26 protein-coding genes are annotated in these 21,453 nt (G+C 36.5%); 21 read left to right on the top strand and 5 right to left on the bottom strand.

Features of this window, described 5'->3' with window-relative positions; all coding sequences use genetic code 11:
- Nucleotides 1–44 precede the first annotated feature (44 nt).
- The 3 genes from ACERJO_RS18095 to ACERJO_RS18085 all read left to right on the top strand — a co-directional run bounded on the left by ACERJO_RS18095 (nt 45) and on the right by ACERJO_RS18085 (nt 1,319).
- Nucleotides 45–182 (top strand): FbpB family small basic protein, encoded by a 138-nt coding sequence (locus ACERJO_RS18095; RefSeq protein WP_247105366.1) that lies wholly within the window; start codon nt 45–47, stop codon nt 180–182.
- Between the two features lie 54 nt (nt 183–236).
- Nucleotides 237–383 carry an acid-soluble spore protein N gene (sspN, locus tag ACERJO_RS18090; protein ID WP_247105367.1) on the top strand — a complete coding sequence of 49 codons (147 nt, stop codon included), beginning with the start codon at nt 237–239 and terminating at the stop codon, nt 381–383.
- Nucleotides 384–854: 471 nt separating this feature from the next.
- Entirely contained in the window at nt 855–1,319 is a 465-nt protein-coding gene (locus ACERJO_RS18085) for a VanZ family protein (protein WP_247105368.1), read from the top strand.
- Here ACERJO_RS18085 and ACERJO_RS18080 read toward each other — a convergent pair.
- Nucleotides 1,316–1,939: a TVP38/TMEM64 family protein gene (locus tag ACERJO_RS18080; protein ID WP_247105369.1), complete on the bottom strand. Its 624-nt coding sequence runs from the start codon at nt 1,937–1,939 to the stop codon at nt 1,316–1,318. The genes ACERJO_RS18085 and ACERJO_RS18080 overlap by 4 nt on opposite strands.
- A 181-nt stretch (nt 1,940–2,120) precedes the next feature.
- Here ACERJO_RS18080 and ACERJO_RS18075 point away from each other — a divergent pair, with 181 nt between their 5' ends.
- The 7 genes from ACERJO_RS18075 (at nt 2,121) to nadE (ending at nt 8,751) form a co-directional block, all read left to right on the top strand.
- On the top strand, nt 2,121–2,699 hold the full coding sequence (locus tag ACERJO_RS18075) for a copper resistance CopC family protein (RefSeq protein ID WP_247105370.1): 579 nt from the start codon (nt 2,121–2,123) through the stop codon (nt 2,697–2,699).
- Nucleotides 2,700–4,295, top strand: coding sequence for a copper resistance D family protein (locus tag ACERJO_RS18070; RefSeq protein ID WP_373648415.1), 1,596 nt, complete (start codon nt 2,700–2,702; stop codon nt 4,293–4,295). It abuts the gene before it with no gap.
- 134 nt (nt 4,296–4,429) lie between these two features.
- Nucleotides 4,430–6,721 (top strand): AAA family ATPase, encoded by a 2,292-nt coding sequence (locus ACERJO_RS18065; protein ID WP_247105372.1) that lies wholly within the window; start codon nt 4,430–4,432, stop codon nt 6,719–6,721.
- Nucleotides 6,722–6,741: 20 nt separating this feature from the next.
- On the top strand, nt 6,742–7,158 hold the full coding sequence (locus ACERJO_RS18060; RefSeq protein WP_247105373.1) for an acyl-CoA thioesterase: 417 nt from the start codon (nt 6,742–6,744) through the stop codon (nt 7,156–7,158).
- Between the two features lie 93 nt (nt 7,159–7,251).
- Nucleotides 7,252–7,485: a small acid-soluble spore protein Tlp gene (gene tlp, locus ACERJO_RS18055; RefSeq protein ID WP_247105374.1), complete on the top strand. Its 234-nt coding sequence runs from the start codon at nt 7,252–7,254 to the stop codon at nt 7,483–7,485.
- Nucleotides 7,486–7,610: 125 nt separating this feature from the next.
- The gene (locus ACERJO_RS18050) at nt 7,611–7,955 is read left to right on the top strand and encodes a hypothetical protein (protein ID WP_373648413.1); all 345 of its coding nucleotides are present in this window, start codon (nt 7,611–7,613) and stop codon (nt 7,953–7,955) included.
- Entirely contained in the window at nt 7,924–8,751 is an 828-nt protein-coding gene (gene nadE, locus ACERJO_RS18045) for an ammonia-dependent NAD(+) synthetase (RefSeq protein WP_373648411.1), read from the top strand. The genes ACERJO_RS18050 and nadE overlap by 32 nt, the downstream gene beginning before the upstream one ends.
- A gap of 33 nt (nt 8,752–8,784) precedes the next feature.
- Here the strand turns inward: nadE and ACERJO_RS18040 are convergent, their stop codons facing one another.
- Nucleotides 8,785–9,444, bottom strand: a complete 660-nt coding sequence (locus ACERJO_RS18040) for a reverse transcriptase-like protein (protein ID WP_247105377.1) — start codon at nt 9,442–9,444, stop codon at nt 8,785–8,787.
- 164 nt (nt 9,445–9,608) lie between these two features.
- Here ACERJO_RS18040 and metA point away from each other — a divergent pair, with 164 nt between their 5' ends.
- From metA to ACERJO_RS18015, 5 genes are all read left to right on the top strand, one after another.
- On the top strand, nt 9,609–10,523 hold the full coding sequence (gene metA / locus ACERJO_RS18035; protein ID WP_247105378.1) for a homoserine O-acetyltransferase MetA: 915 nt from the start codon (nt 9,609–9,611) through the stop codon (nt 10,521–10,523).
- 137 nt (nt 10,524–10,660) lie between these two features.
- Nucleotides 10,661–11,539: an alpha/beta hydrolase gene (locus tag ACERJO_RS18030; protein WP_373648410.1), complete on the top strand. Its 879-nt coding sequence runs from the start codon at nt 10,661–10,663 to the stop codon at nt 11,537–11,539.
- Nucleotides 11,540–11,595: 56 nt separating this feature from the next.
- Nucleotides 11,596–12,813 carry an EAL-associated domain-containing protein gene (locus tag ACERJO_RS18025; RefSeq protein WP_373648409.1) on the top strand — a complete coding sequence of 406 codons (1,218 nt, stop codon included), beginning with the start codon at nt 11,596–11,598 and terminating at the stop codon, nt 12,811–12,813.
- Between the two features lie 159 nt (nt 12,814–12,972).
- On the top strand, nt 12,973–14,145 hold the full coding sequence (locus ACERJO_RS18020) for an MFS transporter (RefSeq protein ID WP_373648408.1): 1,173 nt from the start codon (nt 12,973–12,975) through the stop codon (nt 14,143–14,145).
- Between the two features lie 21 nt (nt 14,146–14,166).
- Nucleotides 14,167–14,475: an iron-sulfur cluster biosynthesis family protein gene (locus tag ACERJO_RS18015; RefSeq protein ID WP_247105382.1), complete on the top strand. Its 309-nt coding sequence runs from the start codon at nt 14,167–14,169 to the stop codon at nt 14,473–14,475.
- Nucleotides 14,476–14,591: 116 nt separating this feature from the next.
- Here ACERJO_RS18015 and ACERJO_RS18010 read toward each other — a convergent pair whose 3' ends face one another.
- Together ACERJO_RS18010 and ACERJO_RS18005 are read right to left on the bottom strand one after the other, a co-directional pair.
- Nucleotides 14,592–14,915, bottom strand: coding sequence for a YppG family protein (locus ACERJO_RS18010; RefSeq protein WP_247105383.1), 324 nt, complete (start codon nt 14,913–14,915; stop codon nt 14,592–14,594).
- 13 nt (nt 14,916–14,928) lie between these two features.
- Entirely contained in the window at nt 14,929–15,363 is a 435-nt protein-coding gene (locus ACERJO_RS18005; protein ID WP_247105384.1) for an Hsp20/alpha crystallin family protein, read from the bottom strand.
- 96 nt (nt 15,364–15,459) lie between these two features.
- On the opposite strand from ACERJO_RS18005, the gene ACERJO_RS18000 reads away from it, so the two are divergent.
- The 6 genes from ACERJO_RS18000 (at nt 15,460) to ACERJO_RS17975 (ending at nt 21,075) form a co-directional block, all read left to right on the top strand.
- Nucleotides 15,460–16,386: a dipeptidase gene (locus ACERJO_RS18000; protein ID WP_373648406.1), complete on the top strand. Its 927-nt coding sequence runs from the start codon at nt 15,460–15,462 to the stop codon at nt 16,384–16,386.
- 246 nt (nt 16,387–16,632) lie between these two features.
- Nucleotides 16,633–17,367, top strand: coding sequence for a SurA N-terminal domain-containing protein (locus ACERJO_RS17995; protein WP_373648404.1), 735 nt, complete (start codon nt 16,633–16,635; stop codon nt 17,365–17,367).
- A gap of 156 nt (nt 17,368–17,523) precedes the next feature.
- Nucleotides 17,524–18,432 carry a chemotaxis protein gene (locus tag ACERJO_RS17990; RefSeq protein WP_373648402.1) on the top strand — a complete coding sequence of 303 codons (909 nt, stop codon included), beginning with the start codon at nt 17,524–17,526 and terminating at the stop codon, nt 18,430–18,432.
- Nucleotides 18,433–18,766: 334 nt separating this feature from the next.
- On the top strand, nt 18,767–19,066 hold the full coding sequence (locus ACERJO_RS17985; RefSeq protein WP_247105388.1) for a HesB/YadR/YfhF family protein: 300 nt from the start codon (nt 18,767–18,769) through the stop codon (nt 19,064–19,066).
- Between the two features lie 140 nt (nt 19,067–19,206).
- On the top strand, nt 19,207–19,725 hold the full coding sequence (msrA, locus tag ACERJO_RS17980; protein WP_247105389.1) for a peptide-methionine (S)-S-oxide reductase MsrA: 519 nt from the start codon (nt 19,207–19,209) through the stop codon (nt 19,723–19,725).
- Nucleotides 19,726–19,908: 183 nt separating this feature from the next.
- Nucleotides 19,909–21,075, top strand: a complete 1,167-nt coding sequence (locus ACERJO_RS17975) for an alpha/beta hydrolase (protein ID WP_373648400.1) — start codon at nt 19,909–19,911, stop codon at nt 21,073–21,075.
- Here ACERJO_RS17975 and ACERJO_RS17970 read toward each other — a convergent pair.
- The coding region (locus ACERJO_RS17970) for a hypothetical protein (RefSeq protein WP_373648398.1) at nt 21,046–21,453 on the bottom strand (408 nt) is incomplete at its 5' end. The genes ACERJO_RS17975 and ACERJO_RS17970 overlap by 30 nt on opposite strands.

The following is a 21,453-nucleotide window of genomic DNA, read 5'->3' as shown; positions in this document are numbered from 1 at the left end:
ACCTCTTCGTAAAAAATGGGTAGAAAAAGGAAGAGGTGACATTTATGAAAAGAAGGAAAAAACCATCATTAGCTACTTTAATTTATGAAAATCGATTGCAGCTTTTAAATAATCCAAAGGAATTAGAGCGTATAGAGAAGCGTTGGGAAGAGAAAAGGGCTCTTAATCACTTGGATATATAAGGGTGGCATAAGGATTCCTACTTGGAGTAATGCTATTAATGAGGAGGGATCTGTATGAAAAGTACGTCTACAAAATCAAATTTTGCCCAATTCCGTCCCGACCATCCAGGGACTCAACCTGTCAAATCGAACCGAAATAATGGAAAAAAAATGAATACAAAAAGTTCGAAGCAGCCTAACTATATACCTCCTAAAGGTTAATAAATGAAAGGTCTGTCTTAAAAGATGCATTGAATCTTTTAAGGCAGACCTTTATTTTTGTTCACAGAATAAGAATTTATAAAATTCGATGAAAAAAATGTGGAAAAGCATAGCTGGTGTCGGCAAACTCAAAGGAGAGTGACGGCTTCATTCGTTAGATGTTTTCTGAAAGAACCCCACTTTCAGAAAAACTGAAAACCGCTGTAACGACTCCGAACGTCGGTTTAAAGAAAAGACGCTGTCGCGGAAGCCACTGAAAAAGTATATATCGACTTTTTCAATGCCCTTCATTCAACGGTTTTGCGCATTGTTTAAAAGCGCCCTTCTGTCGTATTTTCCTTATTTCACACTTTCTTCAAAAATGCATGTTAATATGAAGCCTATATGGTAAAATGTTAATTTGATGCGTCTGAATCATACGGCTATTGCATAAAAACATATTAGGACGAGTATGTGAAAAGGGGGAGGAAGTTGAAGCGTCATCAAATTCTAACATTTATCTTTATTATTTATATCATTAGTTTATTATACATTACATTGCTAGCATGGAACTATGGAGCCTCCCTCGGTCCTGCAGGTCCAGGTGGCCGCAATTATAATATAATACCGTTTCGAAGTATATACCGAATCGGTTTATTTAGTCCAAGCATGATCGATCCAATTCGCATATTAATTGGGAACATCGTTCTTTTCCTGCCTTTTGGCTTTTTAGTACCAGCTTTATTTTCACGATTACGAAAGATAATTATTGTAATGGTTTTAGGATGTTTAACGTCAATAAGTATAGAAGTTAGCCAGTTCGTATTTACACATCGTGTAGCCAATATAGATGATGTTATTTTAAATACTCTCGGTGTATTAATAGGTTACGTGGCTTTTTCGATATTGTACAGTTTAAGAAAACGTATCATTGTTTTTATGAGTAGTAGTCTCTAGCCGATTTGTTCTCTTCTTTTGAATAGGCGAAAGAAGAAGTATACGACTGCTAAGAATGTTCCATAAAATACAGCAATAAATAATAGATCTTTTGGTTCGTTTACAATCGTATTACCAACAACAGCAAACAGAATCATTGAAGGCATTTTACCTAAAGAGGAAGCAATGGTATAACGAACAAAGGACACTTTACTTAATGCAGAATAAATATTCACGATAATCGATGGAATAATCGGGATCAGTCGTGTTAGAAATATGGTCATAAAGGCATTTCGTTCAAATAAGACCGTTAGTTTTGCGACATAGTCATTATGGTATAACCATTTTTTTCCCCAGTCACGATAACCATAACGTACAAAGCTAAACATCAAAATAGAAGCAAGAGATGAGCCTATCCATGTTATGCTACTACCAATAATCGGACCGTACGCAGCCCCTAGGATGCCGCCAATGATCGGGTAAGGTATGATAGGGAATAAGGAAAAAAGCGTTGCTAGTATAATGGTCAGGAAGACATAATCTGTTCCTCCAGTGCGAATCCAATGGAGTAGAGATTCGCCATATTGGTAAATTAGAAAACCGATGATGATGTATCCAATTAAGATAATGAGCTTTTTCACATATCTCTTCCTCTCTACAAAGTGTAACGTAACTATTTTCTCACGTTTGCATAGTTTTGTCTGTACGTTTGAAATAATGTTCGTATGGTGTCGAAAATCAATCATTTTATTATGTAACAAAACTAATTGTATAGTAAACAAATGAAAATTTTAAGAAATATAAAGTAAGGAAGTGCTTAAAATGAAAAGAAAAAGTTATGTACTAACATTGATTTGTCTCAGCGTGATATTACTACTACCAACCATTGCATCTGGGCATTCGTACGTAGAAGAGTCAGAGCCAAGTGAAGGTGAGAAGGTAGAAATAGTGGAGGAAATTGTCTTAACATTTAATGCTGGAATTGAGAATGTTAGTACAGCAACCGTTATTGGTGAAGAAGGTGAAGTTGAAGGCACCGTAGAAGTGGAAAGTCCTGTGCTAACCATTTACTTAGATGACATGCTTCCATCGGGAGAGTATGAAGTGCAATGGCAAGCTTTAGGTGAAGATACTCATACAACGGAAGGATCTTTTTCATTCGTCGTTGATGCACCGTTAGAAGAAGAGATAGATGAGGAATTGGAAGAGATATCAGAAGAGCAAACTCCTTCTGTTGAGGATGAGGCTGAGACAGGGCAAGTGATTGAAGAAAGCGAAGAGATTATGGAAGAAGAAAATGATAGAGATGATGATCAAAATTCGGTTGTCTTACCTATTGTTATTGTTAGTGTGATCATTATTCTAACGATTATTTTTCTATTAAGAAAGAAGAGACGATAAATGATTGAATCCATTGCAAACTGGCTTTTGTATGTTTGTTTATCATTTGTAGTCGGATATGCAATTTTACAGGCGATTTCGCAAAAACGAAGACCCAAAATTGTCGGAGATAAGGTATATTTTATTTCTATATCTATTACACCTTTACTGTTAGCAGTTCCTGTAGGTAGAGTCGTATGGGTGTTGTCAAGTCAATTTGGCCTTTCTTGGCTAGAAAGTATTCAAACCGTTTTATTTGAATATTCAGTAGGTCAAGCGTGGTTCCTATCGATTATGATTGTTTTCATCTTAATCCTATTGAAGAATAAAAAAAATGGTTGGCAACAAGTTATTTTAGCGGTTTTACTTGTTGGAGTAGCTAGCTGGTCGTCTCATGCAGCTTCCATTGCAGGCTGGGGCGGATTTATGGGGAATTATATTCATTTCTTAGCTGTTACCATATGGATTGGCATATTAGCCGTAGTTTCGTGGTTTTCAGATGATGATAAAATTCCTTCGTCTTTCTTTAAATGGTATTCACTTACTGCGGCGTTTTCAGTTTCTGCGATTATCCTCTCAGGGTTTCTGCTAATGGGGGCTATTGTTCCGGAGTACGTTCAATCGTGGCTTCTAACATATGGTCAACTGTTACTGATTAAGCATTTAATTTTCTTGCCATTGCTTGCTTTTGGTTTCCACCATCTAGTGCTTGGGATGAAGGCGGAGATCACGAAAACCGGCTTAACAAAACAGTCATTTAAAATCGAGTCTGTTCTAGCTTTTGTTATTTTACTCATTTCAGGTATTATGACTGAACAGACACCTCCACATGAAGTAGTGAGGACCTTGCAAACAGAATCTATTACACCTTTGATGCAGCTTTTTATAGGGGATGCAGTTCAAATAGGGATAATTCATTTAACTGTTTCGAGCATCGCCATTATCATCCTTGTATTAAGCTGTCTATTATTTTTATATGGTCTATATCAATTGTTTAAAAAACAAACAAACAATCGATCGGTTATATCGTTTGTGATTGCAATGATCGGGGTTTATTTTAGCTTTATGATGTTCGTTGAGGTTGGAGACAATCAGATTGATGAAACGGTTTATCCTACTTTAAAACAAGCACTTATGCAAAACTACGAAGAGTCGACGGAGTTGGCCGTACTTAAAGAAATGGAAGTTGAAAATGAACGTTATGTTGTTTACACCGTAAATGACGATGATTTAGTGGTAGAACGTTTAGTCAAAGTTGAAGACGGTTACCAGCGTCTTCCGGTTGCGATGTTAACCATTGGAGGGACTTCTGTTAGAGAGGAAGAACAAAAAATTCGAACATTCCGTGTTCAGAGTGGGAATTGGCATGATGATGACTTTGCTTATACGTATGTGACATTTGGAATGATTCAAGAACCGGAAGATGTCGCACGTGTTCAAATTCATTATGAAGGCGGATCGTATATTGCTCAGTTAGAAAATGAAGTTTTTTTAAATGTCACTTCAACGAATGACACTTGGGATGATCAACATCCAATTGACTTTTTAGCGGAGGATGGTACAGTAATTGAGACATATGCACGTAATGTTATGGAAGAAGGAGTGTACTGCCATTAAGGAGGCAGGCACTCTTTTCTATAAGCAATACAGGCAGCGCATTTGTCTTAACAAATGACATAAAAACTGTTTTAATGATTTTAGAGGAATCACGTATTAGTCAAAATAATACAACAACAAAGTAGGTGATACAGTTGCTACGGGAGAAAGGGTCAAAGGAAGAGATTATTCATATCATACAGAGTTTACAATCGGGAAATGAGAATCTACGTGAAGCGGACATATGGCAATTAATGAATCAAGCAGAGAAGTATGATGATTTTCCATCCGATATGTTGTCTACATTGTACATATTGTTAGCTAAGTCTCGATTTGAGCGTATCGGTTTTGTCGATGCAATGACGAATGAATGGCTAGAAAATGTGAATAAAATAGATCCGACTAGTCAAGAAGTATTAGAGATGTACGTTGAACAGCTTTTCTCGATGCTGCAAAAATTACCGATACCAACTCGCTTTCCACCAATTCGAGAGACAGATAATAGTGTAACAAAGAAGGAGACGGCCAGTAGCTACTTTAAAATGATTGCTGACTTTGAGCATCAATTGCATGACATTAAGAACGTATGGAATAAGATTTCGGATCGAATGATAAGTCATTCTGAAGATTCACGTATAGAGCAAGTAAGAATGATTAAGGAGCAAGTTGATGTACTAGCAGAAATGCTTAATAGGCTTAAGAAAACGACAAAAAGGTATTTGGATTCATTACAAGGCATCTATCATTCTGTCCAGCTTTATGGTGAGCTATTGAACATGATTAAGCAAATTGAAACGACTAGTCAAAAGTGGCATGATTTAATGAGTAACGTTAATGAGGAACAACATATAACTGCAATTAATGAATTGGAAAAAATGGTTGGATTAGAAGAAGTTAAGAAGCGAATTAAGAAGCTTTATCAATATTTAGATTACCAGCAAGAACGAATAAAGAAAGGGTATCAATCGAAGGATGGACTAAATCTACATATGATTTTAACCGGTAATCCAGGTACTGGTAAAACACACCTTGCTCGTTTAATCGCCAAAATTTATTATGAATTAGGTCTTTTGCAAAGACCAGATGTATTAGAGGTCGACCGTTCTCAGCTAGTGGGTGCCTATGTTGGTCAAACAGAAGAGCAGACGATGAAGCTGATTGAACAAGCAAAAGGTGGTGTTTTATTTATTGATGAGGCATACAGCTTAAAACGATCAGGAGCTTCAGCTAATGATTATGGACAAACGGCAATAGATACAATAGTAGCAGCAATGACAGGACCAATGGCAGGGTCATTTGCAGTTGTGTTAGCCGGTTACCCAGTAGAAATGAGAGCTTTTTTGCGAGCGAATCCAGGTTTAAGAAGCCGTTTTCCTGAACATAACATGATTCATATTGATGATTATACGATAGATGAACTGCTAGAAATTGGCGAGATGATTGCAGTTGAAAATGATTTTCTTCTTACAACTCAAGCAACGTATGAGTTGCAAAAGAGATTAGAAAAAGCGAAGGTAGATGACTCATTTGGAAATGCCCGTACGACAAAATCATTCATTCTCGAAGCAATCTTTCAAAAAGGAGCGAAAGTATCAATTCCATCTGCAGAAGCTGATGATTTTGTTTTGCTTCATGCAGAAGATTTCCAAACAGATGAGAAACGAACTGAGGAGAAAAGGGCGTTAGATGAACTGAATGATATGGTTGGTTTAGATCATGTTAAGGAAGAAATTCATTCTCTCGCTTCGTTCGTCCGTATCCAACAAAGGCGTCGTGAAGAAGGGCTTCAAACGCTACCACTCGAACTACATTCTGTTTTTACGGGTGAACCAGGAACGGGTAAGACAACAGTAGCTAAGCTGTTCTCTAAAGCATTAAATGAATTAGATTTATTAAAGCGAGGTCATGTAGTTGTCGTTAGTCGAGCTGACCTAGTTGCTGGTTATGTTGGTCAAACGTCAGAGAAAACGAAAGAAAAAATTAAAGACGCATTAGGCGGAGTGTTATTTATCGATGAAGCGTATAGTCTGTTAAGTGGTGGACAAGGAGACTACGGTAAAGAAGTGATTCAAACACTCGTTCAAGAGATGACGGAGCATGAAGAAAATCTCGTTGTCATCATTGCTGGATATGAACGAGAAATGAACGAATTACTTGAGAGTAATCCAGGGCTTCGCTCACGCTTCAAAAAAACTGTACATTTTCATCCGTACACAGCAAATGAATTAATGGAAATTGTTGAAAAAAGCGCAAAAAAAGCTGGATATATCTTAACAGAAGAAGCAAAAAAGAAAATGAGAGCTCTATTGGATGAGGCTCATACGGGGCAAGCACGCTTTGCGGTAGATCGATTTAAACAAGCGGTTCAGTCTCAATCCGTTCGATTAAGTGCGTCACAATTGTTAACGAAAGAAGCATTAATGACTATTACGGAAGAAGATATTTAAATAAAGGAAGGACGATATTTTTGTATATTTCTAAAAAGGAAATTCAAATTTTGTATGCAGATACAGATATGATGGGTGTCATTTATCATGCTAACTATTTAAAGTATTTTGAATTAGGTCGAGCGAGTCTCATAGCTGAGGTGGGGTATAGTTATATAGAGATGGAGAAAAGTGGATATTTTGCACCAGTATATGATGTCCAAGCTACATACAAGAAGCCAATTCGTTATGGTGATCGGGCCTATGTTCATACTTGGATTGAATTGAATGATGGAATTAAAACGATTTATGGCTACAGTATTGTGAATGGAAAAGGAGAACTTTGTGTTGAGGGTCAAACGACACACATCGTAGTGAAGAAAGAAAACTTCAAGCCTGTTGCATTTAAGAAAGCTTTCCCCGAATGGTTTAGTAAGTATGAAGAACTGAAAAAATAAAACCACAACTTTTTCATGGGCCTTCGTATAATCTTTACTCTTTTTTCCATACTAATTGTGTAATAAATTCTCATAGGAAAGAGGGAGAAAGGAATGGCTAAGCCGGATAACCGAAATGATAATGTAGAAAAGTTACAAGAAATGAAACGAAATACTCAGCATAATATTGAAGCGGCTGAGGAGGCAATTGCTGAAACGAACATGTCAAATGAACAAAAACAAGATGTACGCGCTAAAAACGAACGTCGAGAAGAAAGCATTGAAGCATTTGAAGCAGAGATGGAAGATGAAAAGCGGGCTAGACAAACTGGATATAAAAATGAGTAATTCATAACCCTTTATGGCGTGTATCGTAGACAATGCGATACACGCTTTTTCTATTGTTCAAATAAGACAGTATTCTTACTCTTATGCTATACTATTGAAATAAATAGAAATCAAAGGGGAAGAAAATGGCTTTTGGGATTTCACGTACGAAATTAATGGAATGGAAAGAAAAAGCGAGTAACGGTGAGATTGCTTTTTTGACTCATTATTGGCTGGATGACCGTTTTCCGAATTGTACGACGGTAACGAAAGTCGCTTGCTCAAATAGACAAGCTTTGATTGAATGGGGTAGGCAATATGGTTTAAAGCAAGAATGGATTCATCAAAGAGATGTATACCCTCATTTTGATTTAGTCGGAACTGTTCAGAAAGACGTTCTTTTGAAGGAAGGACAGATTGATCAACTACACCGATTATTGAATGGAAAGGATGAGATTAATGACGACTCAGCAACAAATCGTTATGTCTGATTTACAAACAAAACCAACTATTGAACCGAAGGAAGAAATTCAAAGAAGGGTAAAGTTTTTGAAGGACTATTTAATACATACAGGTGCAAATGGATTCGTTTTAGGCATATCGGGAGGACAAGACTCCACGTTAACTGGAAAGCTAGCTCAAATGGCTATTGATGAGTTAAATCGGGAAGCTTCAAAGGAATATGCATTTTATGCGACGAGATTACCATATGGTGTTCAGCAAGATGAAGAGGATGCACAAGATGCTATTCGTTTTATCCGACCGACAAAGGCGATTACGGTTAATATAAAAGCTGCTGTAGACGCATCGATAGAAGCATTTGAACTTGCAACTGGTGAGCCATTATCCGATTTTAATAAAGGAAACACGAAGGCAAGAGAGCGAATGAAAGTTCAGTACGATTTGGCTGCGCATTTTGGATGTCTTGTCATAGGAACCGATCATGCAGCTGAAGCGATTACTGGTTTTTTTACAAAGCACGGTGATGGGGCTTGTGATGTTACTCCTATTTTCGGTTTAAATAAACGACAAGGAAAAGCATTGTTAAAAGAGCTAGGAGCACCTGAGCATTTATATTTAAAGGCACCTACTGCTGATTTGGAAGATGATAAGCCAGGATTACCAGATGAAGTGGCATTAGGAATGAGTTATGATCAGTTGGATGACTATCTAGAAGGCAAGTCAGTGCCTGAAACAATAAAGAAACAAATTGAAGAACGTTACAGAAAAACAGAACACAAGCGTCAGCTACCAGTAACTGTGTATGATGAATGGTGGAAATTTTAAAGGTAGAAAAACAGAGCAAGAATGAACCGATCATTAGGTTTGTTCTTGCTTGCTTTCGATTAATATATCATTCAATGCTTGTGTAGCGAGTTTATGGGCTTCTTTATTTTTGTTTCTTTCAACTAGAACATAGTCAAGCTGGACTCCTAATTGTTGAGCTAGCTCATCAGTACGGTCTAACCATTGACGAAAATGTTCTTCATAGCAAGGCCATTCACCTGATGCTTGTTTGACGACTGTCAAAGAATCAGAATAGATCACAATAGCTTGGTTTGTTATCGTAAGGAATTCACATGTTTGGAGACAGCGATAAAGAGCCGCATATTCCGCTTCATTGTTGTCCTCTAGTAATTCTAATCGGTCGTTTTGGCGATGGCGCCAGCTGCTTCCATGTTGCTCATAATAAATCACCCAGCCAATTCCCGCTTTCTTTGTATGTGGATCGAAGCCTCCATCTATATATACTTGAACGGTATGTGGCATGGTTTGTTCCTGTTGTAAATATTTCTTGAAATCTTTCAAAGTCCATGAAGTATCGTATTGATCAATTGCTTTATAAGAAACCATTCGACCTGATTGCTCAAGATCTATCAATAGATGATAAGCATCTTTAATCGTCAACCACTCTGATGTCATCATGTATTGGTATTTCTTTTTTTTCATACGATATGTCCATTCAATTTTTACGTTCATATTATCACTTCCTTTTAAGGATGGTAAGAATTGCATAATCTTCTCTTTCATGATAAGGTGAATTATCGAAATAATCTATTTTTTATTTATGTCTTATTGTAAGTAGTATGAAAATAATTGAATCAACTCATACATATGAAGTAAAGCTAAAGGAGTAAGTGTCAATGCCAATTAAAATTCCAGATCATTTACCAGCTAAAGAAATATTAAATAATGAGAATATTTTTGTGATGAATGATAGTCGCGCATATAGTCAAGATATTCGTCCCTTGAAAATTGTCATATTAAATTTAATGCCGATAAAAGAAACAACGGAAACACAATTACTTCGCTTATTAGGAAATACACCACTTCAAGTGGAGGTTTCGTTTTTATTTCCGAGTACTCATGTCTCAAAAAATACGTCACATGAACATTTACAAGCGTTTTATAAGACATTTGATGATATTAAGATGAAGAAGTATGACGGTATGATTATTACAGGTGCTCCAGTTGAGATGCTTGAATATGAAGAGGTGAATTATTGGGAAGAATTGACGAAGATAATGGACTGGAGTAAAAATAATGTGACGTCAACTCTTCATATATGTTGGGGAGCGCAAGCAGGCTTATATTATCATTATGATGTCCAAAAATATCATTTAAACGAAAAAGTATTTGGTATATACACTCATTCGATTGAAAAGCAAAATGTGAAGCTTCTTAGAGGGTTTGATGATGAATTTTTGGCACCTCATTCAAGACATACTGACGTGAGAAAAGAAGATATTGAGAAGGTTCCAGATTTAGATATATTAAGCTTATCTGATAAAGCAGGAGTATATATTGTCGCGTCAAAGAATGGTAAGCAAATTTTTGTAACAGGTCACTCAGAGTATGATGTATGTACGTTAAGAGATGAATATGAGCGAGATCGTCAAAAGGGTTTAGACATCCATGTGCCTGAAAATTACTTCCCTAACAATGATAGTGAAAAGCTCCCTCGATTACGGTGGCGTGCTCATTCCAATTTACTGTTTTCGAATTGGCTTAATTATTACGTGTATCAAGAAACGCCATTTGATTTAAATGGTGAATAATGGAACCTATATTTTAAAGGAACGGTTGCCAGATGATTTATTCCATCCTTCAATTCTGCTTGAATGAGAATAAAGAGTCAAAAGCATACGTTCCTTTTGTTTTAGGCAAACTAGGATATAGGTGAATGGTGGTAAGTATGAAATGGGGTGTACAAGTGGAGAAAGAAGTCATTCAATCAACAGTGTTTCTTAATGAAACGGACGTTTATTATCAATTTGGTGAAGCGAAAGGTGATTCAAAAGGAACGCTCATTTTAATTCATGGGTTTGTTTCATCGTGTTATTGCTTTCGAAAAATCATACCGAGCTTACAAAAACATTATGACGTCTACGCGATTGATCTACCTGGCTTTGGCCGAAGTGGTAAACGAAAAGACTTTGAATATTCATTTCATAACTATGCTAATGTCATTATTTCCTTCTGTCACTTATTTCGATTAACGAATGTGATGCTAGTTGGTCATTCTATGGGGGGACAGGTCGCTTTATATACTGCTCTACAAGAGCCCAATTTGGTCTCGAAAATGATTCTTATGTCTAGCTCAGGTTATTTAAAAAGGGTGCGAAAGCCACTCGTGTATGCCTCATATTTACCGTTTGCTAAATCTGTTATGAGACGCTGGATTGAAGGAAAGGATTATAAACAATCATTGCTGCAAGTTGTGTATAACAAAAAGCTGATTGACCAAGAAACGATCACAGAGTACACGAGGCCATTCTCTGAAACCCAATTTTTTGATGCATTACTTGGTTTAATGCGGCATCGTGAAGGAGACCTTTCAAGAGAAGATTTAAATCATATAGATCATCCAATTCTACTCATATGGGGAGAGGAAGATCAAGTTATTCCGATTCGTATTGGAAGAAGATTAAGCGTTGACTTACCTAATGCTGTATTTACTTCAATAAAGAAAACGGGTCATTTAGTACCAGAAGAGAAACCAGATCAAGTGACAAAACTTATTTTTACATTTATTGAAAATGAGAAAACTGTGCAAAAAAGCGATTTATCATAACGTATGCTATAATTATAGTATCGTTTATGTTTGCCGTATTTCAAGGAGGTAGTTGTATGGATCCATTAGATATTATCATGAATAAAGATAATATTACTCCTTACTTTCAAGCAGTTGTAAGTGCGGATAAGCAATTAGTGATTGGATATGAAGTAATCCCTCAATTTCAGAATGGGAAGGATTTCATACCTTTAGATTGGTTTTTTCGTGATTCTAACATCCCTGATGAATACCGATTGGAGTTACACGATTATATTCACAGACTTGTGCTAAAAGAATTACAAGCTGAGCAGCAATCGGCCATCATGTATTTTCAATATGATATTGAACTACTAATTAAAGATAATGGTGAAACTTTTTTGAAAAGAATGGAGCAATTGGAACAGCAAGGGTTAAATTATAATCAGGTTGCCTTGCAATTTCATAGTGATGAATTAGTTGATAAGGCTAATGAATATAAGCACTTCTTTTTTTATTTGCAAAGTTTAGGATTTCGAATTGTTATTACGGAGATTGGGCAATCGACTAGCCGACTTGATCATATTGTCATGTTGAAGCCGAATGTTTTAAAAGCAAAAGTTTCATTTATTGATGAAGAGGAATTACCTCATATGTTTGGAGAAGTTCATCAAACATTGTCGATGCTCTCAAGGAAAATAGGAGCTACGTTATTATTTGAAGGAATATCGAATTTCAACCAATTGAATTATGCATGGCGTAATGGGGGACGTTATTATCAAGGAGAGTTTATTCAAAGCCCTCGTACTTCCCTCGTCCCTTTAGATTGTAGTACAGTACGCTTAAGAAAGAGTTTTACCCATTTCATGACATTCGAGCGAAAAAAAATAGAAGCACAAGTTTCGTTAACAAATGAATTGAATCTTATTTTGCGTGAATCTCTGAAACTAATGACAACAAAAGATACATTTGATGAAATGTTAATGAAAGCAGCGAAAGAGTGTGACCGATACGCATTCCGTCTTTACATATGTGATGCTGAAGGGTTCCAACAGTCATCGAACGCAGAAAAAGATAAGGAGAATGCATGGGGACTAATAGAAGAAGGGCGCTACAAAAACTGGAGCTGGCGGCCATACTTTTTGGAAAATATTGTTCGTATGAGTATTGAGAAAAAAGGTATATTATCAGATTTGTATACGGATATCGAACGAGATGAACGGATAAGGACGTATTCCTTTCCAATTTCAGGCGATTTGTATTTATTTTTAGATATCCCTTATGACTATTTATTTGAACAGGAAGGGTTGTTGTAGTCAGTCCTTGTAACCTAAGGTCGGCTCTTTCTTTTTTGTGAGTAAGACAGAATTTAAAAAAGTCCATTCAAATGAAAAAGGCTTGAGTTGCTGTGGGTAAGAGGATGGACACAAAAAAAGTTACTTTTTTTGTGTCTTGGTAAGAGGGGAGAGTTTTTTTTGCATGAGAAATCAGCGCATCGTTTAATGGCCTATTTATTCTTTATTCATTCCACGATGACGATTATTGTTGGTTATATTCCGGTTTATTTTCAAGCGGAGGGTTTATCTAGTTCTCAGGTTGGATTATTAATGGCCATTGGTCCTTTAGCGACTATTATAGCCCAACCGTTTTGGGGATATATGAGTGATAAATATAAAAGCATTAAACGGATGCTTCTTGTTGCTATTATAGGTGTAATTATATCGTCTATAATGTTTCTGTTTATTGATTCTTTTTTAGGTTTTATGGTTTTAATGTTTGTTCTTTTTCTTTTTATTTCACCGACAACAGCATTAGGTGACTCTTTGGCACAGCAAACGGCCCATGTACAACGAATTAGTTTTGGTCGAATTCGCATGTGGGGTTCGTTAGGGTTTGGAATTACTTCTTTACTTACGGGCTATTTATTAAGCATCGTTGGTGTTGAAAATATTATGTACCCAATGTTGACAATGGCTATTATATCGTTTTTCTTTGCTTTAAACATTCAAGATGCTCCGCAAACGAACAAACCCGTTACAGTCATTGATGCTTTTAAGTTAAGCATGAACCCTGCCCTTCTGCTGTTTTTAGGCTGTGTTCTCTTCATTTCGGTTACTCACCGTGCAAATGATACGTATTTAGGTTTGTACATTGTTGAACTTGGTGGGCCAGAGGCGATGATTGGCTGGGCGTGGTTTATTGGAGTCTCAACAGAAGCGATCGTTTTTGCTACAAGTGCCTATTGGTTTAGAAAGTGGTCACCATTAACCTTTGTCATCATTGCAGGTTTTATTTATGCGTGTCGCTGGTTTATGTTAAGCTTACTGAGTGAGCCGTGGATATTACTACCACTTCAAGCATTACATGGTGTTACCTTTGGTTTACTGTATTTAACTGCATTCCAATTTGTAAACTTCTTGATTCCGAAGCATTTACAAGCGACTGGACACGTTTTATTCATTACAATTGTCTTTGGGCTTTCTGGTATTATTGGCTCGCTATTAGGTGGACACCTCATTGATATAACGTCAATGAATCAGCTTTACGTCTTCATGTCCATTAGTGCATTATTTGGAACTTGCTCATTAATTGTATTTAAACGGTTTTATGATGCTAGCGTAGAAATCAATAAAGAAATAGTTTCATAACGATATAAGGGGGTTTTGTTGTTGGATATACAAGTAACACCATCTGCAGTTGACTTTTTCAAACAAACGTCGTTAGAAGGTAAAAAAATTCGAGTACGTGCTTACGATACATTTGAGTGCAGTACGATGGTTGCCTATGATATTGTGTTAGATAAAAAAAGTGAAGATGATCTTGAAGTTTCTTTAAAGGGTCTTCCTTTTATTTATAATACGAAGGCGATAGATGAAATTGGGAACTATATTAAGGTTGATTATGTCCCTTCTCAAGGCTTGAAAATGGTCAATACAAATCAAACATTAGCATATGGTTTATCGTTAAAATCAGTGTGAAGTACTTCTTTTTATAACACCACCTACGAAAAGTTTTTTACTAACGTAGGTGGTTTGTTTGATGACACCAAAAAAGTTAAAAATCAAACTTTTTCCGTGCACTTTCGTTTATTTCGTTACTTCTTTAGAAAGAGACCGCTGACTTGCTTGATAATCGGACTCACTTGGTTGACGGTCTTGACCACTTGATCAACGGTTTGAACGGTACGGTTCATATCAAACTTACCTTCCTCATTCATAAATATCGATTTTACGAACGACGGTTTTTTGGGTGAAGAGCTTGGCTGGTGCTGTATATGTTGATGATAGGGCTGTTGAAAAGGTTGTCGTCTATGTTGAAATGGTACCCGTCCGTTTGTCATATGCTGTGGGAAGGGATGATTAACAGGGTGATAAGGTCTAGGTTGCTGCTCGTAATAAGGTGATTTCATATGAAACATACAAGTATTCCTCCTATTCAATCGTAATTTGTTTTCGATTGTGTGGGATTTTGATAGTAAGTAGACCGTTCTGATAGGATGCTTTTACATCCTTTTCGTGAAATGTGAATGGAACATAAAGAATGCGTTCACGTACACTCTTAGTTGCATACTGTTCGGTACGACCGGCTTGCTCATCATTGATCACGGTTTGTTCTTGTTCAATTACTTGAATCCGAATCGATTGGTTGTATATGTCTAAGTTAATTTGATTTTTCTTTACACCGGGTAATTCAACATCCGCACGCCATTGCTGATTTTCTTCAGATATATAAACGGGAAATGTTGGTTGAAATATAGAGTGATCTGGCAAAGTAGAGGAGGTTTGTTGGAAAAAGTCATCAATTGATTGTAAAAAGTCTTGGTATCCTTGTGGAAGCTTCTTGATCCAAGGATGATTTTCAGACATGGTGTTCACCTCATTGTTGAGTAGTAGCTACTTTTATATGTATGTGTCATTTTACGAAAGGTGATTGTTTCATAAAAGGAAAGGTGGGGGTAAGTTATGAAATACGTAGTGGCTGATAGTCATTGTGATGCTTTATTAAAGCTATGGGAACAACCATTGCGAAACTTTCAACACTCAAAAGAGATCGATGCGAACTATGAAAGATTAATACAAGGGAATGTGAAGGTACAATTTTTTGCGATATTTGTTGAACCGTGGATCAAACAAGATCAGAAATTTCAAGTGGTTTTAGAGCAGGTTGATCATTTTTACAATCAAGTATTAACTCAACCAAGAATGAAGCATATAAAAAGTTGGCAGGAAATAAATGATATCCAACCAAATGAGATCGGAGCGGTATTGACATTAGAAGGTGTTGATGCCATTGGAGATGATCTAAACAAGTTATCGATATTGCGACACCTCGGTGTTTTATCTGTCGGTTTAACTTGGAATCAGGCCAACTTAGCAGCTGATGGAATTGGCGAAGATCGTGGGGCTGGAATAACGAGCTTTGGCAAAGAAATTGTACACTTTGTTAATGAAAATCAAATGTTAACAGACGTTTCTCATTTGAGTGTAGCAGGGTTTTGGGATGTTATTGAGTTGGCTCATAAGCCGATTGCAAGTCATTCAAATGCAAAACGATTGTGCAATCATAGACGGAATTTAGCTGATGATCAGATTAAAGCATTAATAAAAAAGGATGGATATATTGGGATTGTATTTCACCCTTTATTTTTAGCAGATAATGGGCATGCATCAATTTCACATATTATCGAACAGATTGATTATTTTTGCTCGCTCGGTGCAGCGAATCATATAGGATTTGGATCTGATTTTGATGGGATTCCTTCTTATGTTAGTGGTTTAGAACATAGTGGTCACTTTTACCAACTAGGTGAAGAGCTTGAAAAAAAATTTTCCTCTTCTTTTTTGGAGAAATTATTTTATAAGAATATTAAACATTTTCTTATAACGTAGGATAGACATTGAGTGTAAATAAGGTTCAATGATGATTTAATCATTGAACCTTATTTTTACATACTTTTTGAAACGTCTACATGTTAGTTATCGTCAATATTGGTTTGATCGCGTTTATCGGCAAGGAAATGTTATAGTTTTTTTCAATTTTTGATCTCAGAAGAATAATTACAGTTGAACAAGTATGAAACCATATGATGACGTATGTTACACTTGCGATAGAATTTTAAGAAGGGATGAAGTTACATGAAGAAATTTTATACAGTCATTTTTTCAACAGTACTAGCTTTAACATTAGTTGCTTGTGGTGGTGATGAACCTGAACAAGTTGAGGGAGATGTAAATGGAGATAATGGAGAAATTGAGCAGGATATAGATTTAGGGTTTAATGAAGAGGATATTCCTGAGGTAATTGCTACGGTAAATGGTCAGGAACTAGATCGTGATCTATATATTGCTTTATTGCAACAAGAAGCAAACAACCTATTAATGCAGGGCGTTGATATGGGTACTGAAGAAGCACAGAATTATATGAACGATGCAAAGCGAGAATATTTAGAGAAATTAGTAGATGAAGAACTCATTATTCAAGTAGCTGAAGAACGAGGAATAACAGCAACTGAGGAAGAAGTGGATGCAGAAATTGCGATGTACTTAGATAGTATGCAAATTGAAGAGACAGAGCTGAATGAGATGTTAGATGCGCAAGGCTTATCAATGGATGATGTGCGTGAAGATTTTATTGATCTTGTTCTTAGAGCTAAATTTATTGACGAAGAGATTTCAACTCCAGACATTACTGAGGATGAAATTGAAGCTACTTATGAAGAGCTAGTAGCTAATACTGGTGAAGAGGCTCCTACACTAGATGAGTATCGTGAGGATATTGAACAATACCTGAAAAGCCAGAAGGAACAAGAAGAACTTAATTTAATCATTAAAGATTTAAAAGAAGAAAGTGAAATTGACCGTTTTGTTTAAGATAAAAGTGTCTTGGAAGCTTAGCTTTCAGGGCATTTTTTTCATGTCCATATGCAACCTGTATTAATTCGTTTAAATTTTTGAAAATTATTGTTGCTGATTCTATCTATTCTCCTATAAACTATAAGTAGGAAATTAGTTTCGGTAAATGGAGGAATGGATATGGAAAAGAGCAATATTTTGCTTGAGACAGGAACGAACGAACTAGAAATTATCCTTTTTAAAGTCGGAAAAGGAACATTTGGTATAAATGTCCTAAAGGTAAGAGAGATTATTAACCCTTTACCGATTACAGAGACTCCTAATGAGCATGAACATGTTGAAGGTGTAATAAGGTTACGAGAAGAGGTTATTCCTGTAATCGATTTAGCAAAAGTATTAAATGCTCCACCTTCAGAAAGTCTTAATGAAGATAAATTCGTCATTGCTGAGTTAAATCAATTAAAAGTTGCTTTTCATGTACATAGTGTTTCAAGAATTCATCGTATTTCTTGGGAACAAATTGAGAAGCCAAGTGAATTATCTCAAGGGATTACGCAAACAATCGGAATCGTTAAGATGGAAAATGAAATGCCTTTATTACTCGATTTTGAAAAAATTGTCGTTGATATTAATCCAGAATCAGGCTTGAGTGTCGAACAAGTAAAGTCAATGGGACCGAGAATGCGTTCTCAGAAAAAAATATTAGTTGCAGAAGATTCTCCTACTCTTAGAAAATTGTTGCATGACACATTGTTTGAAGCGGGTTATGATAGTATACAATTTTTTGAAAATGGAAAGATGGCTTGGGAATATTTAGAGTTGTTAGCAAAAGAAAATGAAAGTGATATTGACCGACGAATTAACGCTGTTATTACAGATATTGAGATGCCGCAAATGGATGGTCATCATTTAGCAAAAAGAATTAAAGAAACTCAGTCTCTTAAACACTTGCCGATTATTATTTTTTCATCATTAATTACAAATGATCTGTATCATAAAGGTGAAAGTGTAGGTGCATCTGCACAAATTAGTAAACCAGAGATTGTGAAGCTAGTTGAAACGCTCGACGAGCTGCTTAATTAGCGTAAATAATAGGTGACTGTAGAAAGGAGTAACTTTCTTCTACAGTCACCTTTCATCGTTATAGCACTCATACGTGCGGAACGTATTAGTGAGTTTTTTGGTGTAATGTTTTTAAAATATCTTTTTTTTGTTGTTCATTTATAAGGCCTAGTTTGGTGAATAGATGTGCACAATAGACTGTTTTTTGTTTTGTGCTCATATTAAAACTCCTTTTTCTTTATAATATGTCCAAAGGAAATAAAGTTTCCTTCAGGAAACTTTATAGGCGCTTGATTAGACAAACAAGAACGATCATTGTTATGATGTATGGAAAGTGAAGTAGGGAGTGAGATCATTGAATATTGAAATAACAAAACCTGCTATCCAGTGGTTCAAGGATGAATTCGATTTAAATAATGAAGAGCATTCGTTTATTCGTATTTTTGCGAGATATGGAGGGTGTGGGTCATTACAAAGTGGTTTTTCGTTAGGGATAAGTAAGGAAAGTCCAGAGAAGGTTGGAGAAAAAACAGAGGTTGAAGGTATAACATTTTATATTGAAGAGGAAGATTTATGGTATTTTGATGGTCATCATCTTAAGGTGAAATATAGTCGAAAAAACGAAGAAATTGAATTTGTGTATGAACAAAAATAAAGAGGCAGTAAGGCTCTCTATGAGGACATTACCGACCTTCCTTTATGTTAACAGTCACTAGCACCCTAGTCATTCGCCGTGATGTTGGTTAGGCATTTGCCTATAAGTAAGAATAATTTAACGAGAAAGCAGGAATATTTATGGAGAAAGCTACTTTTGCAGGTGGTTGTTTTTGGTGCATGGTTAAGCCCTTTGATGAGCTACCAGGCATTATTAGTGTTGAGTCTGGTTATATGGGTGGAGTTGTGCAGAATCCAACCTATGAACAGGTGAAAACAGGAACAACTGGGCATTATGAAGTTGTTCAAATTACGTATGATCCGACATTGTTTTCTTATGAACAGCTATTGGATCTTTATTGGCCACAAATTGATCCTACTGATCCTACTGGACAATTTCATGATCGAGGCTCGCAATATCGAACGGCGATCTTTTATCATACAAATGAGCAAAAGAATTTAGCGCAACAAACGAAAGAAGAGATTGAGAAGAGTAAACGGTTCAACAAACCAATTGTTACACAGATATTACCAGCTAAAATATTTTATTTAGCAGAAGGTAATCATCAAGATTTTTATAAAAAAAAGCCAGAAGAATATAAGGCTGATCGCGAACAATCAGGTAGGGATATATTTATAAAAGAAAATTGGGGAAATTGAATCGAACAGAAGAGTCACTGGAGAAGATAATGGTCTTCTTCCGTGATTTTTTTGTCGTAAAAACGTAGTAGAAGTATATAAAGGTTCTAATAATATGTGAAAGTATGAAAAAATATGAGAAAAAAACTCACTATTATGGATAGTTTCTGATATACTAATACTAAAGAGAGAGGAGTGGATATGATGAAACGAAACTTACACAGAATGCGCATCTTTGTCATGATATCTTCTCTAACATTGATCGTATGTGCTCTTTCAGTTGTTTTGATTGTTCACTATTGGACCCATACAGAGGCAGGACGAGTACCTCCGAAAACAGCCGTTGTTTTACAGGCGATTAACGAAAATTTAGTAACAACTGATATGAAAGCGCCTCAGTTTTTAACGTCCTCGGGTTCGGCTCGATTTACACGCGAATACGTCGAAATTCCTGTAGCTGATGGCAGTACAATTACGAGTAAAATGTATCGACCGATAGAAGGCGATTCTCACCCGATAATTCTTTACTATCACGGTGGAGCATTTATGGAAGGCTATGGCGATATTGAAACTCATGATAACATTGTTCGAGCTTTGGCAACAAGAACAAATAGCATTGTGATTGCTGTAGGATATCGAGTTGCACCAACATATCCGTTTCCAACAGCCATTGAAGACAGTTATGACGCTTTAAATTGGGCTTATATGAATGCGTTTTCTATTGGCGGTGATCCAAATCATATTTCAGTAGCAGGTGATAGTGCAGGGGGAAATATAGCCACGGTTGTATCATTGATGTCCCGTGATCGTAATGGACCAGATATACAGTCTCAGGCATTGTTTTATCCGTTAACCACGTTTCAAGATGTTGATTTCGATTCGCGTTATAAATATGATAGCGGTTACTATTTGTTATCAAGAAGTGTGATGTTAAGAGCGCGGGACACATACACACCTCAAGAATCGCTATGGAGCCATGCATATACCTCTCCACTCAATGCTGATTTGGAAGGGTTGCCTCCAGCGATCGTTATTACCGCAGAATTTGATCCTTTGCGTGATGAAGGAGAAGAATATGCAAGAAGGCTCGCTGAAAGTGGAGTTCCTGTCGTCAATTATCGTTATAACGGTGTGATGCATGGCTTTGTTTCATTTTATGAAGTCATGTATAGAGGTAATCATGCTTTAGCAGAAGCGGCTTTATTTCTAAGAACGACAGATACTTCTACTGAAAGTATGTATCAATTTCAAGTATTTGATGGTGCGACGAATACAAGAATTCAATTACGAGAAGAAGCTGAAGCGTATGCGATTGGGACTTTCTTAATCGGCAAGAAAGCTCTATCTTTGTTCTATAGTATTGTACAATAAATTATATTCAAACGATGCTGGGTGATAATGAAAGTGTTTAGTTGAGTATCCGAACAAGGTGCGAACGTGGCGGATGAAAAGGAGGCCACTGAAAAAGCGCTCGTTTACTTCGGACTTGAAAGGGAGCTTTGTCCGCGCTCCTGGGATGGGGGGCACGCTTTCCGCAGGCGGGCGTTGAACTAACCAGCTGCGCCGGTGGATTTCAACCTGCCCTTCCCTGAGGCCATTGAAAAAGTAGAAATCAACTTTTTCAGTACCTTTGATTTGATAAGCAATGGCTTCACTCGTTGCTCGATTGATACGAGAAACCCACTCAATCAATCTTCTCAAAACAGGCAACGGTTTCGCACATTGCTTAAAGGGAAAAGGTAAAAACCA

Source organism: Halalkalibacter sp. AB-rgal2 (genome assembly GCF_041821005.1).
Classification (GTDB): domain Bacteria; phylum Bacillota; class Bacilli; order Bacillales; family Bacillaceae_D; genus Halalkalibacter.
This window is presented reverse-complemented; position numbering and strand designations above follow the sequence as displayed.

Excerpts from the sequence above, each read along its gene's own strand:
- metA (WP_247105378.1), top strand. The coding sequence starts at position 9,609 with ATGCCAATTAAAATTCCAGATCATTTACCAGCTAAAGAAATATTAAAT.
- tlp (WP_247105374.1), top strand. The coding sequence starts at position 7,252 with ATGGCTAAGCCGGATAACCGAAATGATAATGTAGAAAAGTTACAAGAA.
- ACERJO_RS18025 (WP_373648409.1), top strand. The coding sequence starts at position 11,596 with ATGGATCCATTAGATATTATCATGAATAAAGATAATATTACTCCTTAC.
- ACERJO_RS18030 (WP_373648410.1), top strand. The coding sequence starts at position 10,661 with ATGAAATGGGGTGTACAAGTGGAGAAAGAAGTCATTCAATCAACAGTG.
- sspN (WP_247105367.1), top strand. The coding sequence starts at position 237 with ATGAAAAGTACGTCTACAAAATCAAATTTTGCCCAATTCCGTCCCGAC.
- ACERJO_RS17975 (WP_373648400.1), top strand. The coding sequence starts at position 19,909 with ATGAAACGAAACTTACACAGAATGCGCATCTTTGTCATGATATCTTCT.
- ACERJO_RS18040 (WP_247105377.1), bottom strand. The coding sequence starts at position 9,444 with ATGAACGTAAAAATTGAATGGACATATCGTATGAAAAAAAAGAAATAC.
- ACERJO_RS18075 (WP_247105370.1), top strand. The coding sequence starts at position 2,121 with ATGAAAAGAAAAAGTTATGTACTAACATTGATTTGTCTCAGCGTGATA.
- ACERJO_RS18000 (WP_373648406.1), top strand. The coding sequence starts at position 15,460 with ATGAAATACGTAGTGGCTGATAGTCATTGTGATGCTTTATTAAAGCTA.
- ACERJO_RS18070 (WP_373648415.1), top strand. The coding sequence starts at position 2,700 with ATGATTGAATCCATTGCAAACTGGCTTTTGTATGTTTGTTTATCATTT.
- msrA (WP_247105389.1), top strand. The coding sequence starts at position 19,207 with ATGGAGAAAGCTACTTTTGCAGGTGGTTGTTTTTGGTGCATGGTTAAG.
- ACERJO_RS18010 (WP_247105383.1), bottom strand. The coding sequence starts at position 14,915 with ATGTTTCATATGAAATCACCTTATTACGAGCAGCAACCTAGACCTTAT.
- ACERJO_RS17995 (WP_373648404.1), top strand. The coding sequence starts at position 16,633 with ATGAAGAAATTTTATACAGTCATTTTTTCAACAGTACTAGCTTTAACA.
- nadE (WP_373648411.1), top strand. The coding sequence starts at position 7,924 with ATGACGACTCAGCAACAAATCGTTATGTCTGATTTACAAACAAAACCA.
- ACERJO_RS18005 (WP_247105384.1), bottom strand. The coding sequence starts at position 15,363 with ATGTCTGAAAATCATCCTTGGATCAAGAAGCTTCCACAAGGATACCAA.
- ACERJO_RS18095 (WP_247105366.1), top strand. The coding sequence starts at position 45 with ATGAAAAGAAGGAAAAAACCATCATTAGCTACTTTAATTTATGAAAAT.
- ACERJO_RS17990 (WP_373648402.1), top strand. The coding sequence starts at position 17,524 with ATGGATATGGAAAAGAGCAATATTTTGCTTGAGACAGGAACGAACGAA.
- ACERJO_RS18050 (WP_373648413.1), top strand. The coding sequence starts at position 7,611 with ATGGCTTTTGGGATTTCACGTACGAAATTAATGGAATGGAAAGAAAAA.